Origin of the sequence: Nonomuraea sp. NPDC049486 (assembly GCF_040676925.1) — a bacterium.
Classification (GTDB): domain Bacteria; phylum Actinomycetota; class Actinomycetes; order Streptosporangiales; family Streptosporangiaceae; genus Nonomuraea; species Nonomuraea ferruginea.
In genome coordinates, this window is sequence record NZ_JBFAPV010000010.1 from 212,876 (window position 1) to 226,752 (window position 13,877).

15 protein-coding genes are annotated in these 13,877 nt (G+C 68.5%); 7 read left to right on the plus strand and 8 right to left on the minus strand.

The annotated features are described in order from the left end of the window. Positions 1–66 precede the first annotated feature (66 nt). Entirely contained in the window at positions 67–585 is a 519-nt protein-coding gene (locus tag AB0K05_RS28145; RefSeq protein WP_148036626.1) for an adenylate kinase, read from the plus strand. Here AB0K05_RS28145 and AB0K05_RS28150 read toward each other — a convergent pair whose 3' ends face one another. Together AB0K05_RS28150 and rplK are read right to left on the minus strand one after the other, a co-directional pair. Further along, complete coding sequence (locus AB0K05_RS28150) at positions 586–1,533, minus strand: ATP-dependent DNA ligase (RefSeq protein ID WP_271275200.1); 948 nt, start codon at positions 1,531–1,533, stop codon at positions 586–588. Between the two features lie 30 nt (positions 1,534–1,563). Then, positions 1,564–1,989 (minus strand): 50S ribosomal protein L11, encoded by a 426-nt coding sequence (gene rplK, locus AB0K05_RS28155; RefSeq protein ID WP_219546123.1) that lies wholly within the window; start codon positions 1,987–1,989, stop codon positions 1,564–1,566. Between the two features lie 38 nt (positions 1,990–2,027). Here rplK and AB0K05_RS28160 point away from each other — a divergent pair, with 38 nt between their 5' ends. Next, complete coding sequence (locus AB0K05_RS28160) at positions 2,028–2,942, plus strand: MerR family transcriptional regulator (protein ID WP_364232967.1); 915 nt, start codon at positions 2,028–2,030, stop codon at positions 2,940–2,942. Between the two features lie 21 nt (positions 2,943–2,963). Beyond that, positions 2,964–3,521 (plus strand): DUF305 domain-containing protein, encoded by a 558-nt coding sequence (locus AB0K05_RS28165; RefSeq protein WP_364232970.1) that lies wholly within the window; start codon positions 2,964–2,966, stop codon positions 3,519–3,521. Between the two features lie 56 nt (positions 3,522–3,577). On the opposite strand, the gene AB0K05_RS28170 is transcribed toward AB0K05_RS28165, so the two are convergent. From AB0K05_RS28170 to AB0K05_RS28180, 3 genes are all read right to left on the minus strand, one after another. Further along, positions 3,578–5,710 (minus strand): carbon starvation CstA family protein, encoded by a 2,133-nt coding sequence (locus tag AB0K05_RS28170; protein WP_148036631.1) that lies wholly within the window; start codon positions 5,708–5,710, stop codon positions 3,578–3,580. 3 nt (positions 5,711–5,713) lie between these two features. Then, positions 5,714–6,040, minus strand: coding sequence for a hypothetical protein (locus tag AB0K05_RS28175; protein WP_271275202.1), 327 nt, complete (start codon positions 6,038–6,040; stop codon positions 5,714–5,716). Positions 6,041–6,148: 108 nt separating this feature from the next. Then, positions 6,149–6,649 (minus strand): hypothetical protein, encoded by a 501-nt coding sequence (locus tag AB0K05_RS28180; protein WP_271275203.1) that lies wholly within the window; start codon positions 6,647–6,649, stop codon positions 6,149–6,151. 116 nt (positions 6,650–6,765) lie between these two features. Here AB0K05_RS28180 and AB0K05_RS28185 point away from each other — a divergent pair, with 116 nt between their 5' ends. From AB0K05_RS28185 to AB0K05_RS28200, 4 genes are all read left to right on the plus strand, one after another. Then, on the plus strand, positions 6,766–7,341 hold the full coding sequence (locus AB0K05_RS28185) for a DinB family protein (protein WP_222709286.1): 576 nt from the start codon (positions 6,766–6,768) through the stop codon (positions 7,339–7,341). 907 nt (positions 7,342–8,248) lie between these two features. After that, positions 8,249–9,652 (plus strand): DUF3696 domain-containing protein, encoded by a 1,404-nt coding sequence (locus AB0K05_RS28190; RefSeq protein ID WP_271275219.1) that lies wholly within the window; start codon positions 8,249–8,251, stop codon positions 9,650–9,652. Between the two features lie 32 nt (positions 9,653–9,684). Next, entirely contained in the window at positions 9,685–10,125 is a 441-nt protein-coding gene (locus AB0K05_RS28195; protein ID WP_271275204.1) for a hypothetical protein, read from the plus strand. Between the two features lie 164 nt (positions 10,126–10,289). Further along, positions 10,290–10,886, plus strand: a complete 597-nt coding sequence (locus AB0K05_RS28200; RefSeq protein WP_271275205.1) for a PadR family transcriptional regulator — start codon at positions 10,290–10,292, stop codon at positions 10,884–10,886. 51 nt (positions 10,887–10,937) lie between these two features. On the opposite strand, the gene AB0K05_RS28205 is transcribed toward AB0K05_RS28200, so the two are convergent. The 3 genes from AB0K05_RS28205 to AB0K05_RS28215 all read right to left on the minus strand — a co-directional run bounded on the left by AB0K05_RS28205 (position 10,938) and on the right by AB0K05_RS28215 (position 13,638). Further along, positions 10,938–11,543, minus strand: a complete 606-nt coding sequence (locus AB0K05_RS28205) for an energy-coupling factor transporter transmembrane protein EcfT (protein WP_219546130.1) — start codon at positions 11,541–11,543, stop codon at positions 10,938–10,940. After that, positions 11,540–12,214: an ABC transporter ATP-binding protein gene (locus AB0K05_RS28210; protein WP_271275206.1), complete on the minus strand. Its 675-nt coding sequence runs from the start codon at positions 12,212–12,214 to the stop codon at positions 11,540–11,542. The genes AB0K05_RS28205 and AB0K05_RS28210 overlap by 4 nt, the downstream gene beginning before the upstream one ends. Before the next feature lie 77 nt (positions 12,215–12,291). Then, positions 12,292–13,638 (minus strand): thiolase family protein, encoded by a 1,347-nt coding sequence (locus AB0K05_RS28215; protein ID WP_364232977.1) that lies wholly within the window; start codon positions 13,636–13,638, stop codon positions 12,292–12,294. Between the last annotated feature and the right edge of the window lie 239 nt (positions 13,639–13,877).

The window sequence follows — 13,877 nt, forward strand, 5'->3', positions numbered from 1 at the left end:
GCGCCTGACGAGTGAAGACCTTTGGGCCGTGGAGCGGGGAGCCGGGGATGGGAGTACATTCTTCCGGTGCGTCGCATCTCTGTCGTGGGCAACTCCGGGTCGGGCAAGTCGACGGTGGCGGCGGAGCTGGCCGGGAGGCTGGGTGTGCCGTGGCTGGAGCTGGACTCGATCTTCCACATGCCGGGCTGGACCCCGCGCCCCGTGGACGAGTTCCGGGCCGAGGTCGACGCGTTCACCGCGGGCGACGGGTGGGTGGTCGACGGGAACTACTCGGCCGTGCGGGAGCTGGTGTGGTCGCGTAGTGACACCGTGGTCTGGGTGGATCCGCCGAGGGCCACGGTGATGCGCAGGCTCGCGGCCAGGACGCTGCGCCGGATGGCCACCGGGGCCGAGTTGTGGAACGGGAACCGGGAGAGGTTCCGGTTCCTGTTCACGAAGGACGAGTCGATCCTGCGCTGGGCGTGGGTGAAGCATGACGAATACCGCGAGCGGTACGCGAAGGCCGCCGTGGATCCGGCGTACGGGCATCTGAGGTTCGTCCGCGTCACGTCGAGCGGCGAGCTGGCGCGCGTCCTGGACGGCTGATCACTCGCCGCGCCGGGCGCGGGCGGCCCGGCGTTTGCCCTCGTGCATGGCCTGGACGCGGGCGACCGGGATGGTGTGGCCCTCCTCGATCAGGTCGGGGGGCAGCGACTGCGGCGAGGGCAGCCCAGCGGCCCACGGGTCGCCGTCGCCGAGCAGGCCGGGGGCGGTCCTGATGGTGAAGTCGCGCGGCGTCACCCGGTCGAGCTCGTCCCACCCGACCGGGAACGAGACCGGCGTCCCGGGCCTGATCCGCGGGCTGTAGGCGGCCACCACGGTGGCCCCGCCGGCCCTGGTCGAGTCGAGGAACACCTTGCCCTGGCGGTCTTCCCTGATGAACGCGGTGGTGGCCAGGGCGGGGTCGAGCCGCTCGGCCCGCGCGGCGACGGCCCGGGTGGCCGCGGCCAGGTCCTCCATGGAGATCCCGGCCACGACGGGCACGAACACGTGCAGGCCCTTGGCCCCGGAGGTCTTGACCGCCCCGGACAGCCCGGCCTGGGTGAGCGCCTCCCTGATCAGCCCGGCGGCCCGCACCACCAGCGAGAAGTCGCCGCCCTCCGGCGGGTCGAGGTCGAGCACCAGGTGCGTGAAGTGGTCGCCGACGAGCAGGGCGGGGTGGTATTCGACGGCCCGCTGGTTGGCGAACCAGAGCAGCGTCCGCCGGTCGTCGCAGAGCGCGTAGGAGACCTGGCGGTGCGACGCCTCCGCCCAGATGGTCACCGTGCGGATCCACGAGGGGGCGTACTTGGGGAGGTTCTTCTGCATGAAGGGCGCCTGCCCCGGCCGCACCCGCATCACCGACAGCGCCCGCCCGCGCAGTGCGGGCAGGATGCGGTCGTGTACCGCGTCGAGGTAGTCGACCAGATCACGCTTGGTCGCGTCAGCCCCGTCGAACAGCGGCTGGTCGAGATTGGTCAGCCGCACCTCGTCGCGCGTCTCATCGCCGGTCACCCCGCCCACGATAACCGCCGGGGACGACAATCAGTCCTTGACGTCCAGCCCCATGGACCTGGCCGTGCCTGCCACGATCTTGACCGCCTGGTCGAGGTCGTCGGTGTTGAGGTCGGGCAGCTTGGCCTCGGCCACCTGCCTGAGCTGGGCCGTGGTGACGACGCCGCCGCTCTGGTGGCCGGGGCGGGGGCTGCCGCCGTTCAGCCCGGTCACCTGGCGGATCAGCGAGGCCGTGGTGGGCTGCTTGACGGTGATGTCGAAGGCCCGGTCCTCGTAGACCGTGACCACGGCCGGTATCACGTAGCCGCGCCGGCCGGCGGTCAGCTCGTTGTACTGCTTGCAGAACTGCATGAGGTTGATGCCGAGCGGGCCGAGGTCCTTGCCGACGGTCGCCGGGCCGGCCTCGCCCGCGTTCAGGTGCATGGTGACGACCCTGGTCACCTTGTTCTTCGCCATGCGGGCTAAGCTAAAGTCTCCCGTAACAGGAGACTCAAATGGATTATTCGATCGGCAAGCTGGCGCAGCTGACCGGTCTCTCCGTCAAGACCATCCGGTTCTACTCCGACGAGGGCGTGCTGCCCGCGCCCGGCCGCACCCCCTCGGGCTACCGCCGCTACACCGACGAGCACCGCGTCCACCTGGAGCTCGTACGCACACTGCGGGAGATCGGCGTCGACCTGGCCACGATCCGCTCGCTGGGGCGGCGCGGGCTCAAGGACGTGCTCGCCCTCCACCTGCGGGCCGTGGAGACCCAGCTCACCGCGCTGCAGCGGACCCGGGCCGTGCTGCGCGCCACTCTCGCCAAGGACGACCCCGCCGACGAGGACCTGCGGCGGCTGCACACGCTCGGGCGGCTGGGCGCGGCCGAGATGGAGACGCTGCTGGACACGTTCATCGACGACGTGGGCGGCAGCCCCGCCCAGCGGGAGTGGCTGGCGGACATGCGCGCGTGCATGGCCCCCGAGCTGCCCGAGGACCCCACGGCCGCCCAGCTCGACGCGTGGCTGGAGCTGATGGACCTGCTGGCCGACGACGGGTTCCGGCGCAACCTGCGGGAGACGTCCGCGGACTTCTGGGACCGCCCGTACGACCATGGGACGTGGCAGCGGGAGAGCGCGGCCATGGCGGAGGAGGCGCTGCGGGCGGTCGAGGCGGGGGTCTCGCCCGCCGCGCCCGAGGCGGTCCCGGTGCTCGAACGCGCCCTCGCCGTCATGGGCGGCGACCGCGACGAGGTCCTGCGCGCCTTCGACCGGCACGATCCGCGCGCCGCGCGCTACTGGGAGCTGGTCGCGGCCGTACGGGGCCTCGACCCCGAGCCCTCACCCATGGCCGTCGCGTACGACTGGATCCACCGAGGGCTCAGAACCAATCGTGAACTTTCTCCGCAACCGGCGCGTACCTCGGAGTAATCGAACCATCGAGGGGAGCTGATGCGGGTGCGGACCCGCCTGCTGATCGCCGCCTTGGCCCTGTGCGTGCCCGCGTCCGCCGCGTGCGCGCCCGCCACCGGAGAACCGCTGCCCGCCGCGCAGGCCGCGTACGGGGAGGCCGACATCCGGTTCTCCCAGGAGATGATCCCGCACCACCGGCAGACCATCCAGCTCGCCGGACTGGCGGAGGGCCGGGCGGACAACCTGTACGTGCAGGATCTGGGCGGGAGGCTGATCGCCCTGGAGCAGGCCGACATCGACAAGATGGCGTCCTGGCTGCGCGAATGGAAGCGGAAGGTGCCGCCTGACGACGCGAAGGTCGCGCACTCCATGCCCGGCATGCTGTCGGCCGAGCAGATCAAGGTGCTGGAAGGGATGTCGGGCGTGGAGTTCGACAAGTCCTGGCTGACGGTGCTGTCGAGACACCTGGCCTCCGGCACCGAGATGGCCGAGAAGGTGCTCGACCAGGGCAGGCACCAGCCGACCCTGCGCCTGGCGAAAGAGATGATCAAGAATCAGCGGGCCACCATCGCCGAGATAGCCGGGCTGCTGGCCTGACCGGACCGGCAGGGCGGGTCGCCGCCGGGAAAGGCGCCCGCCCTGCCCGCCCCGCGTCAATCTCCCTTCGGAGGACCGGCCGCGCCGGCCATCAGCTCGCGCTCCTCACGCGTCGCGATGAGCCCGGCCGGCGCCACGATCTTCGACTCCTCGTACGGGGCCTCCGTGTCGGGCAGCGGCGCCCGGGAGCGGATCGCGACGATCCAGACCCGTGCGGCGTCCACGATCACGATGATGATGAGGATCGCGAACAGCGCGGCCAGGACGCCGTCGACGGTGGAGTTGAAGACGACCCGTTCCATGTCGCCGATCGACTTGGCCGGGGCCAGGACCTCTCCCTGGTCGAGTGCGGTCTGGTAGCGGTCGCGCTGGGCGAAGAACCCGAGGCCGGGGTCGGGCGAGAACACCTTCTGGTAGCTCGCCGTCAGCGTGACCGCGACGTCCCACGCCAGCGGGACACCGGTCACCCAGGCCCATTTCAGCCGCCCGCTCTTGATCAGCAGCGTGGTGGCGACGGTGAGCGCCACCGCCGCGAGCAACTGGTTGGCGATGCCGAACAGCGGGAAGAGCTGGTTGATGCCGCCCAGCGGATCGTTGACGCCCTGGTAGAGGAAGTAGCCCCAGGCCCCCACCACGATCGCGCTGGTCGCGAGGAGCCCCGGCCACCAGCTGACCTTGCGCATCGGCTTCCACACGTTGCCCAGCGTGTCCTGGAGCATGAACCGGCCCACGCGGGTGCCGGCGTCGACCGTGGTGAGGATGAACAGCGCCTCGAACATGATCGCGAAGTGGTACCAGAAGGCCTTCAGCGCGGCGCCGCCGAGGAACCCGGAGAAGATCTCCGAGATGCCGACGGCCAGCGTGGGCGCTCCTCCGGTACGGGCGATCAGGGTCTCCTCCTGGACCGCCGCCGCGGCCGCCTGGAGTTCCTGCGGCGTGATGACGAAGCCCATGTTGGTGACCGCCTCGGACGCCGTCTGGACCGTGGCGCCGAGCACCCCCGCGGGCGAGTTCATCGCGAAGTAGAGGCCGGGGCTCAGGATGGACGCCGCGGCGATGGCCATGACCGCCACGAACGACTCCATCAGCATGGAGCCGTAGCCGATCATCCGTACCTGGGACTCCTTCTGGATCATCTTCGGGGTCGTGCCGGAGGAGATCAGCGCGTGGAACCCGGACAGCGCGCCGCAGGCGATGATGATGAACACGAACGGGAACAGCGACCCGGCGAACACCGGCCCCTTGCCGTTGAACGCGAACTCGGTGAACGCGGTGTTCTGCATCGCCGGCATCGTGACCAGGATGCCGACCGCCATCAGCGCGATCGTGCCGATCTTCATGAACGTCGACAGGTAGTCGCGCGGCGCGAGCAGCATCCACACCGGCAGCACCGCCGCGATGAACCCGTACGCGATCAGCCACAGCGCCAGCGCCGACGGGCTCAGCGTGAAGACCCCGGCCCAGCTCGAGTCCTGCACCCACCCGCCGGCGACGATGGCGAGGATCAGCAGCGCGACGCCGATGACCGAGACCTCCACGACCTTGCCCGGCCGGAGCACTCGCAGGTAGAAGCCCATGAACAGGGCGATCGGGATCGTCATCGCGATCGAGAACACGCCCCACGGCGACTGCGCCAGCGCGTTCACCACGACCAGCGCCAGCACCGCCAGCAGGATGATCATGATGGCGAAGACCGCGATCAGCGCCGCCACCCCGCCGACCGGCCCGATCTCGTCGCGGGCCATCTGACCGAGGCTGCGCCCGTTGCGGCGCATGGAGAAGAACAGGATCACCATGTCCTGCACCGCCCCGGCGAAGATCACGCCGGCCACGATCCAGATGGTGCCGGGCAGGTAGCCCATCTGGGCCGCCAGCACCGGCCCGACCAGCGGGCCCGCCCCGGCGATGGCGGCGAAGTGGTGACCGAACAGGATCCGCCGGTCGGTGGGCTGGTAGTCGATGCCGTTGTCGAGCCGTTCGGCGGGCGTCGCCCGCCGGTCGTCGGTGCGGAGGACCTTGCGCTGGATGAAGCGGGCGTAGAAGCGGTAGGCGATGGCGTACGAGCCGAGTGCGGCGGCGAGCAACCAGACCGCGTTGACGTTCTCACCCCTGGACAGGGCGAGCACGCCCCAGCCGGCGGCGCCTATCAAGGCGACCGCTGTCCAGATGATGATGGAGCGCACCTTCACCGATTACCTCCCATATATGGGACGGCCCAGGCAGCAGCGGAGTCCGGCGTCCGGTGGCAGATCGGTGGTGAAGCGCCGCCAGCGCCACAGCGGACGGCAGTCGATCGTCACGGGCAGCTCGACCAGATGCACCCAGGCGGAGGGGTGGGCGTACACCAGATCGGTCCCCAGCCTCCGGGCCCTTCGCGGCAACCGGGACCGCCGCAACGGCCTGACTGAGAACTCCCCGGCGTCGGCGCAGCAGAGGCCCGTGACGTGCCAATCGAAGAAGACCACTTCGTCGGCGCGAAGGAAATCCTGTGCGGCGGCCGTGAGCGTGATGCGAGACATCTGGGGCTCCTGAAATAATTGGTGCTCAGAAGCTAAAGACGCCCTTACCCGGGTTATTGACTACCAAAACGCTGTCTTGACCGGGGTAATCCCTCCGCAATGGAGCTGTTAGAAACGGCGGCACTGGCCTTCCTTGTCGCCCTCCACACGGTTGCCCTTACCGGTGGGCGCGGGACGGTTCTCCTCGCACTGGAGGTTGCCGCCGACCTTGTTCTTGTAGATCTTGACCCGGCCGCGGTTCTCCTCGATCTGGATGTCGCCGTCCACCCGGGCCGAGCTGACGGTGACGGTCCCGCTCTCCTTGACCTGGATGTTGCCGTCCACCTTCGAGCCCTTGGTCACCGACACGCGCCGCGCCTCCTCGGCCTGGATGTCGCCGTCCACCCGGATGCCGCGCGCTACAAGGGTGGCGCCCTCGCCCACCTTGACGTTGCCGTCCACCTTCGTACCGACGAGCGTGCACTTCTCGCCCTTGGGCACCTTGATGTCGCCGTCGACGGACACCGCGCGGATGACGCCCCGGCACGTCCGGTCGTCCGCGTACGCGGGAGCGGCGGCGAAAACGGAGCCGAGCAGGGCGCCGGCCACAACCAGGGAGATCTTCTTCATGTCAGTCCTCTTTCTCGTTCGTACTGGTTAAAAGCATTTCGTCCCGTGGTGAGCGGTCAGTGAGCCGAACATGAGGGCACTCTCATCTGTCGGTGGCGTCTCGTACGGTGTGGAGGGTGACCGAGAAGGAGATCCTGCGCGCGAGCCTCCAAGAGGTACGCGACGCGATGCTGTTCAAGCTCGACGGGCTGAGCGACGCCGACATGCGGATGCCCATGGTGCCCTCGGGCACCAACCTGCTCGGCCTGGTCAAACACCTGGCCGGCCTGGAGTACGGCTATCTGGGCGAGGTGTTCGGGCGGCCCGCGCCGGAGCGGATGTCATGGCACGACGACGGCACCATCTGGGACGGCGCCGACATGTGGGCGGCCGAAGGCGAGACCACCGACTACCTCACCGGCCTCTACCGCCGCGCCTGCACCCACGCCGACGAGACCATCGAGGCCCTCGACCTCGCCGCCGTCGGCACCGTCCCGTGGTGGCCGGAGGGGCGCAGGGAGGCGTCGCTGCGGCAGCTCGTGGTCCGCATGATCCAGGAGACGTCCCGGCACGCCGGCCACGCCGACATCATCAGGGAGCTCATCGACGGCTCGGGCGGGCGCCACCCGGGCGACACGTCCTTCCCTGAGCCGGGCGACCCTTACTGGCGCGACTACGCCACCCGCATCCGCGAAGCGGCATCCAAGGCCTGACCCCTGGACCCTGGGCCAGAGCCGCAGCTCAGCCGTTCTTCTGAGGCGCCTCCGGCGCAACCCCGGCGCCTGCGGCGCCCAAAGGGCTTCGCCCAGCAGGCGCTTCGCGCAATCCAGCTCAGGCGTGCCCAAAAGGCGCCTTCGCGCGGGTTGTGGCCGTGAGAGGGATGTACGAGTTTGACATGGTCAGCAGGTGTGGCGTCGTGAGATGAGAACGGTCATCGCGTGATCGACGGCTGCGGAGGCGCTTCGGGCGCAGCCGTTCGTCGCGGCTGTCCAGGGCGCTGTTGCACACGACCCACGCTGCTCCGGTGCAGCTCAAGGGCATGGACGAACAGCTCCCCCGCACAACATCACCCAGTACCAGCTCGTAGGTGCTCTGGTCCTGCTCCGGGACGGCCACATCGACGCGCTCGCGCGCGCAGTGGCCACTGCCCAGGCGTGGCCCGTCAGCACGACCCGCTGCCGCACCCCATCCCGCGTCCTCGACGCCCTGACAGATAAGGGCTGCCCCTAGCTAGAGGCCACGAAGAGCTGCGCGGCCTGGTCGGCTAGGGTCGGCCAGACCTCGCAAGGAGCGTATTCGGTCGAGTTCGGTGAGACCCGGCTCGTCGAGCTCGACCTGTGCGAGAGGAACGCGCAAGCTTATGCCCTTGCCAGTCCTCGTCTGGCAGGCGGCTGGTCCGCTGGCATCATGGCGGGATGAATGTCTACCGGTGGCTCCAGCCTTGGTACGGAAGGCAACGCGAGTGGTGACCACAGGACTCATCGCCAGATCTCCGCGAGCCTCAACATCAGGATGTCAGACGTCTCTGATTCTGGCGGGATCGGTGACTTACCCGCTCTTAACTACTAAGGTTCTTGCTGGGTAACTATGGCGCACAGGTTTCCGGAGGGTGAGGTTTCGATGATAACACATCTAAGGCTGCAAAACTTCAAGGCGTGGGAAGATAGTGGAAACGTCAAATTCGGTCCGATCACCGCCTTTTTCGGGAGTAATTCATCTGGAAAGACGAGTTTTCTGCAGAGTATGTTGCTGCTCAAGCAAACGGCGGAATCTGCGGATAGGGGTCGCGTCTTCGATCTAGGTGGATCGGCATCGCTGGTGAGTCTGGGAACCTTCAATGACATCACGTTTCGGCACGATCCTGAACGCACAGTCGGAATTGACATCGGATGGCACGAAGACGAGCCTTTTGAGATTCGAAATACGGAGACGAAGAGGCGTAATATAATTGCTACAAGTAGCGATCTCAGTCTGTCCGCTCTGGTCCGCGAAGTGCGAAGCTTTCCGGTAGTTCAGCGAGTTGAGTACGGCCTTGGCGATTTTCGCTTCTCGCTGACGCGTAGTAGAATCGGTAAAGACGAGTACTCGCTCGAATCCAATCACTACCCCTTCAAGCGCGTTTCCGGCAGGCCGTGGCCACTGCCTTCTCCCGGCAAGTTCTATAGTTTTCCCGACCAGGTGCGCGCATATTTTCAGAACGCCGCCTTCTTGTCCGACCTGGAGCTTCAGTTTGAGAAGCTCTGCAGTCGGATCTACTATCTTGGCCCTCTGAGGCAGGATCCCGCACGTCAGTACATCTGGTCGGGAGGACGGCCGATCGACGTGGGCAGGCGAGGTGAACTTGCGGTTGAGGCGTTGATCGCTTCACAGGCAGACAAAAAGACCAACGCACGTGGGTTCGTGCATCGAAAAGATGGCCCACGCCGCACTAAACTCATCACGGTAGAAGAGCACGTCGCCTCCTGGCTTCAAGAACTCGGGCTTATCCATTCCTTTGCGGTGGAGTCAGTTGACGACAGAGGGACTCTTTACCGTGTTCAGGTGAGACGCTCTGCTGAGAGCACGCCGGTTCTTCTGACGGACGTCGGATTCGGTGTCAGTCAGGTGCTTCCGGTGTTGGTTCTACTCGCCTATGCACCTGAAAGGTCTACGGTACTTCTTGAGCAGCCAGAAATTCACCTACATCCTGCGGTGCAAAGCGGGCTGGCGGATGTGATCATCGAGGTGGCTAAAGTTCGCAACATTCAAGTTGTGGTCGAGAGTCACTCCGAGCATTTCCTCATGCGTCTGCAACGCCGTATTGCCGAAAGAGATGTCGGCAGAGGGATAAGACTCGAGCCGGAGGATTGCCTTCTCTACTTCTGTCAGACGACGGGAGCGGCGGCTACCATCAGTCGGCTTGGTATCGATTCCTTCGGGAACATCACCAACTGGCCTGACGATTTCTTCGGAAATCAGTTCGAAGAGGCTGCCGCTATGAGCCGCGCAGCACGTAGGCGAGCGACGGAAGAGAAAACCGCTTGAACTATCCACCGCGTGTCGTTATAGACACCAATGTGTTGATCGTTGCCAACGGCAAGGCCGATCACGTTTTTTCCGACTGTACGAATTCGGCAGTTGAATTTCTCGAGCACGCCGAGAGCGACGGAGTTGTCGTGCTCGACAACTCCTGGCACATCTTCGAAGAGTACGAGAATTACTGCTCATTCAAAGGGCAACCTGGAGTTGGCGACCACTTCTTCCTTCACTTGCATCGCCGGCAGGCTGACCCTCGTCACGTTCAGAAGGTGGACATAACTCCTGATGGTTACGGCTCCTACGAAGAGATCCCTGACGGTTTACGAGCTTTCGATCCATCCGACCAAAAATTCGTGGCCACTGTTATAGCAGATGAGCGGAAGTCGGTCATCGTCAATTGCACAGACTCGGACTGGCGGGAAGCAGCGCGGGCCCTGGAGCAAAATCAAATCGTGGTCATGGAGATATGTGGCGATTGATGCTTCCATGAGACCGCTCAACCGTCCCCGCTCACGCCCCCGAATCATATGTTCCTGCACGATCAACTACAGCGACGCACGGTGATCCCGTCGCAACCGCTGATCACGAGTGTGAGCCGCCCTCTCTGACTATGGTGGATCCCTCAAAGATCGAGGGAGTGGCGATGTCGGTGGTGCGGCTGCTGGTGCTCGGGGCCGTGCGGCGGCGCGGCAGCGCGCACGGCTACCAGGTCCGCTCCGACCTGGAGTCGTGGGGCGCGCACGAGTGGGCGGGGCTCAAACCGGGCTCGATCTACCACGCGCTGCGCCAGATGGCCGCCGAGGGACTGCTGCGCGCGGACGAGGAGGCGCCCAGCACCGCCGGCGGCCCGCCACGGATCGACTACGAGATCACCGAGGCGGGCGAGGCCGACTACTTCGCGCTGCTCCGCCACGCGCTCTCCAAGGCCGACCAGCGGCTCGACATGCTGAGCGCCGGAGCGGGCCTGATGGACGACCTGCCCAGGGCCGAGGCGGTCGAGCTGCTGAAGACGCGGGTGCGGGCGCTGGAGGAGTGGCGTTCCCGGGTCCGGCGCGACTGGTCGCCGGACGAGGACCCGGAGGCGTGGGGCATGGTGGGGGAGGTGCTCGGCATGTGGGTGCACACCGCCGAGAGCGCCGCCGAGTGGACCCGCGGCCTCATCGAGCGCCTGGAACGCGGCGCGTACGTGATGGCGGGTGAGAAACCCCGCACGGCGGTAAGCCGTCCAGACCGCGGGTGAAGAAGACATCAGGCCGCGGACCGGCGGGCGCTGAGTGACCCCTGCGGGCGGTCAGTCGTCCAGACCCCGGGCGCTGAGTGCTTCGCCCAGGGCGTCGGCGTGCCGCAGCGCGCCCACCACCAGCGGCACCGCGAACGCGCGCATGCTCCACTCGACGCCCCTGGCCCGCTGCGCCTCCCGTACGCGGGTGGCGAGCGCGGCGATGACCGGGATGCTGCGGATGGTGAGCGAGAGCAGCAGCGACAGCCGGAACGGGTCCAGCCCCACCCGCCGGGCGGGCCGCAGGGCACGCTCCAGCGTGGCCATCATGGCCGAGGTCCTGGTCGTCAGCGTGACCAGCCCGGCCAGCGCGACCGCCAGCACGATCCGGGACGTCACCAGGACCGCGGCCGACGGACCGGCGAGGACGAGCTGGATCACGAACAGCGCCGCCACGAACCAGAGGACCGGCCGCACCTGCGCCCACGCCGCTGCCGCGCCCACCCGCGCGACCGCGTACAGCAGCACGACCACCACGGCCGCGCCCGCCATCGCCCACACGCTGGGCAGCAGGATCAGCCCGGTGCAGCAGACCGCCAGAACCGCCAGCTTGGCCCCGGTCGGCATCCGGTGCAGGAACGAGTCGCCCGGCACGTAAGCGCCGGTGAGGGCGTTCACGCCATCAGCCCGCGGTAGTGGCCGATCGCCTCGGCCGGCGGTGCGTCGGCGACCACCCGGCCGTCGTCCAGCACCAGCACCCGGTCGAAGTCCGCCAGCAGCGACAGGTCATGGGTGACCACCACCACCTGCTGGGGCAGGACGCGCAGGTGCTCGGCCACCAGCCTGGAGTGGCGCAGGTCGAGCAGCGTCGTCGGCTCGTCCATGATCAGGATCTCCGGCTCCAGCACCAGCACCGAGCAGAGCGCCAGCAGCTGCTTCTGCCCGCCGGACAGCTGGTGCGCCGGATGGTCGGCGTGCTCGGCCAGCCCGTGCCGCTCCAGCACGGCCGCCACCATGTCCCGCACCTCCTCGGCGGGGAGCTTGTGGCGGCGCAGCGAGAACGCCACGTCCTCGGCCACGGTCGGCATCACGATCTGCGCGTCCGGGTCGGTGAACAGGAACCCCACCCGCCGCCGGATCTTGGCCGCCTGCCGCCGCGTGTCGTGACCCAGCACGGTCACCGTCCCCGAGGTGGGCAGCGCCAGCCCGTTGAACAGCCGGGCGAGCGTGCTCTTGCCCGACCCGTTGGCCCCGATCACACCGATCCGCCGCTCGGCCAGCGTCGCGCTCACCCCGCGCAGCACCTCGCGCTCCCCGAGCCGGACACGCACGTCAGCGAGCTCGATCACTCACACCACCTCGACCGGACATAGACGTCAGCGAACGCGAGCACTCCGACCACCTCGGCGAGGACGAGCCCCTTCACTCAAACCACCTCGAACAGGGCGGCGACGCCGAGCCCGCCGCCGACCGCCGCCGTCGCCAGCCCGAGTGTCCCCCGGGGCGCCCCGGCCCGCACCAGCCGGGTGAACAGCCGCGTCACCACGACCGCGCCGCTGGCCCCCCACGGGTGCCCGAGCGCGATCGCGCCACCGTCCGCGCACACCCGCCCGGCGTCCGCGCCCAGCGGGTCGAGCCCGAGCGCGTCGGTGACGGCCAGCGTCTGCGCGGCGAACGCCTCCACGATCTCCACCGCCGCCACCCGTTCCAGGCTCGTGCCGGTACGGGCGAGCAGCCGGCGCACGGCGGGCACCGGCCCCCAGCCGGGCAGCGCCGGGTCGCACCCCACCACCGCGCCCGCCACCAGCCGCAGCCCTGGCCTGCCATCACGCAGCCGCTCCGGCACGACGGCCACCGCAGCGGCGCCGTCGCTGTTGGGCGAGCAGTTGCCCGCGGTCACCGCGCCCCCCGGCACGAACGCCCCGGGCAGCCGCGCCAGCGTCGCCGGGCGCAGCGTCCGCGGCCGCTGGTCGCTGGAGTGCTCCCCGACCGGGACGATCTCCGCCGCGAACCTGCCCGCCGCACGGGCGTCCACCGCCTTGGCGTGGCTGGCGGCCGCATAGGAGTCCTGGCGCTCACGGCTCACGCCGCGCGCCGCGCCGAGGGCCTCCGCCGCTTCCCCCATGTCCGGATCCGGGTGCCCTTCCGGGGCAAAAGGAGCACGCTCGTACGGGGACCCGTCCCGAAACGCCCGCACCGGCGCGGTCGACGCGCTCTCGGCGCCCCCGGCGATCACGAACTCCATGTCCCCGCTCCGCACGGCCTGGGCGGCGATCAGAATGGCGGCCAGCCCACTCCCGCACTGCCGGTCCACCGTCACCCCCGGCACGCCTTCCCCCAGCCCGGCCCTCAGCGCCGCCACCCGCGCCACATTCCCTCCGGGCCCCATGCAGTTCCCCAACACGACGTCCTCGACCCAGGCGAACGCCCCGTGTCGAGCGGGGCCGACCGCACCCGGGTCACGCTCCGCGAGAACCCCACTCGGGGTGAGGTCGCGGACGCTGGGACGAGGTTCTGCGTGCTCCCCAAGGTCTGGGTCGCGTCCGTGCCCCCCGCAGGTGAGGTCGTGCGCGTTCGCGCGGTCCTGGTCCCGGCCGTCGGGGAGGTGGTCCCGGTCGTGCTCCGGCGAGGGCCCGCGACGGGCGTCGCGGGCCACTGCGCCGATCACCGCGGCGGCCAGGGCGTCGACCGTGACCGTTTTGAACGCGTGGCCGGCGGTGCCGATCGGGGTCCGGCGGGCGGCCACGATCACCGGATCGTGCGGGCCCGTCATGGGAGCCTCCGCAGGTCGGGGTCGCCGGCGGTCGGGTGGCCCGTCACGGGAGTCTCCGCAGGTCAGGGTTGCCGGTGGTCGGGCGGCGCGCCATGAGAGTTCCCGCAGGTTGGGATTGCCGGTGGTCGGGTGGCCCCGTCATGGGAGTCTCCGCAGGTCAGGGTTGCCGGTGGTCGGGCGGCGCGCCATGAGAGTTCCCGCAGGTTGGGATTGCCGGTGGTCGGGTGGCCCCGTCATGG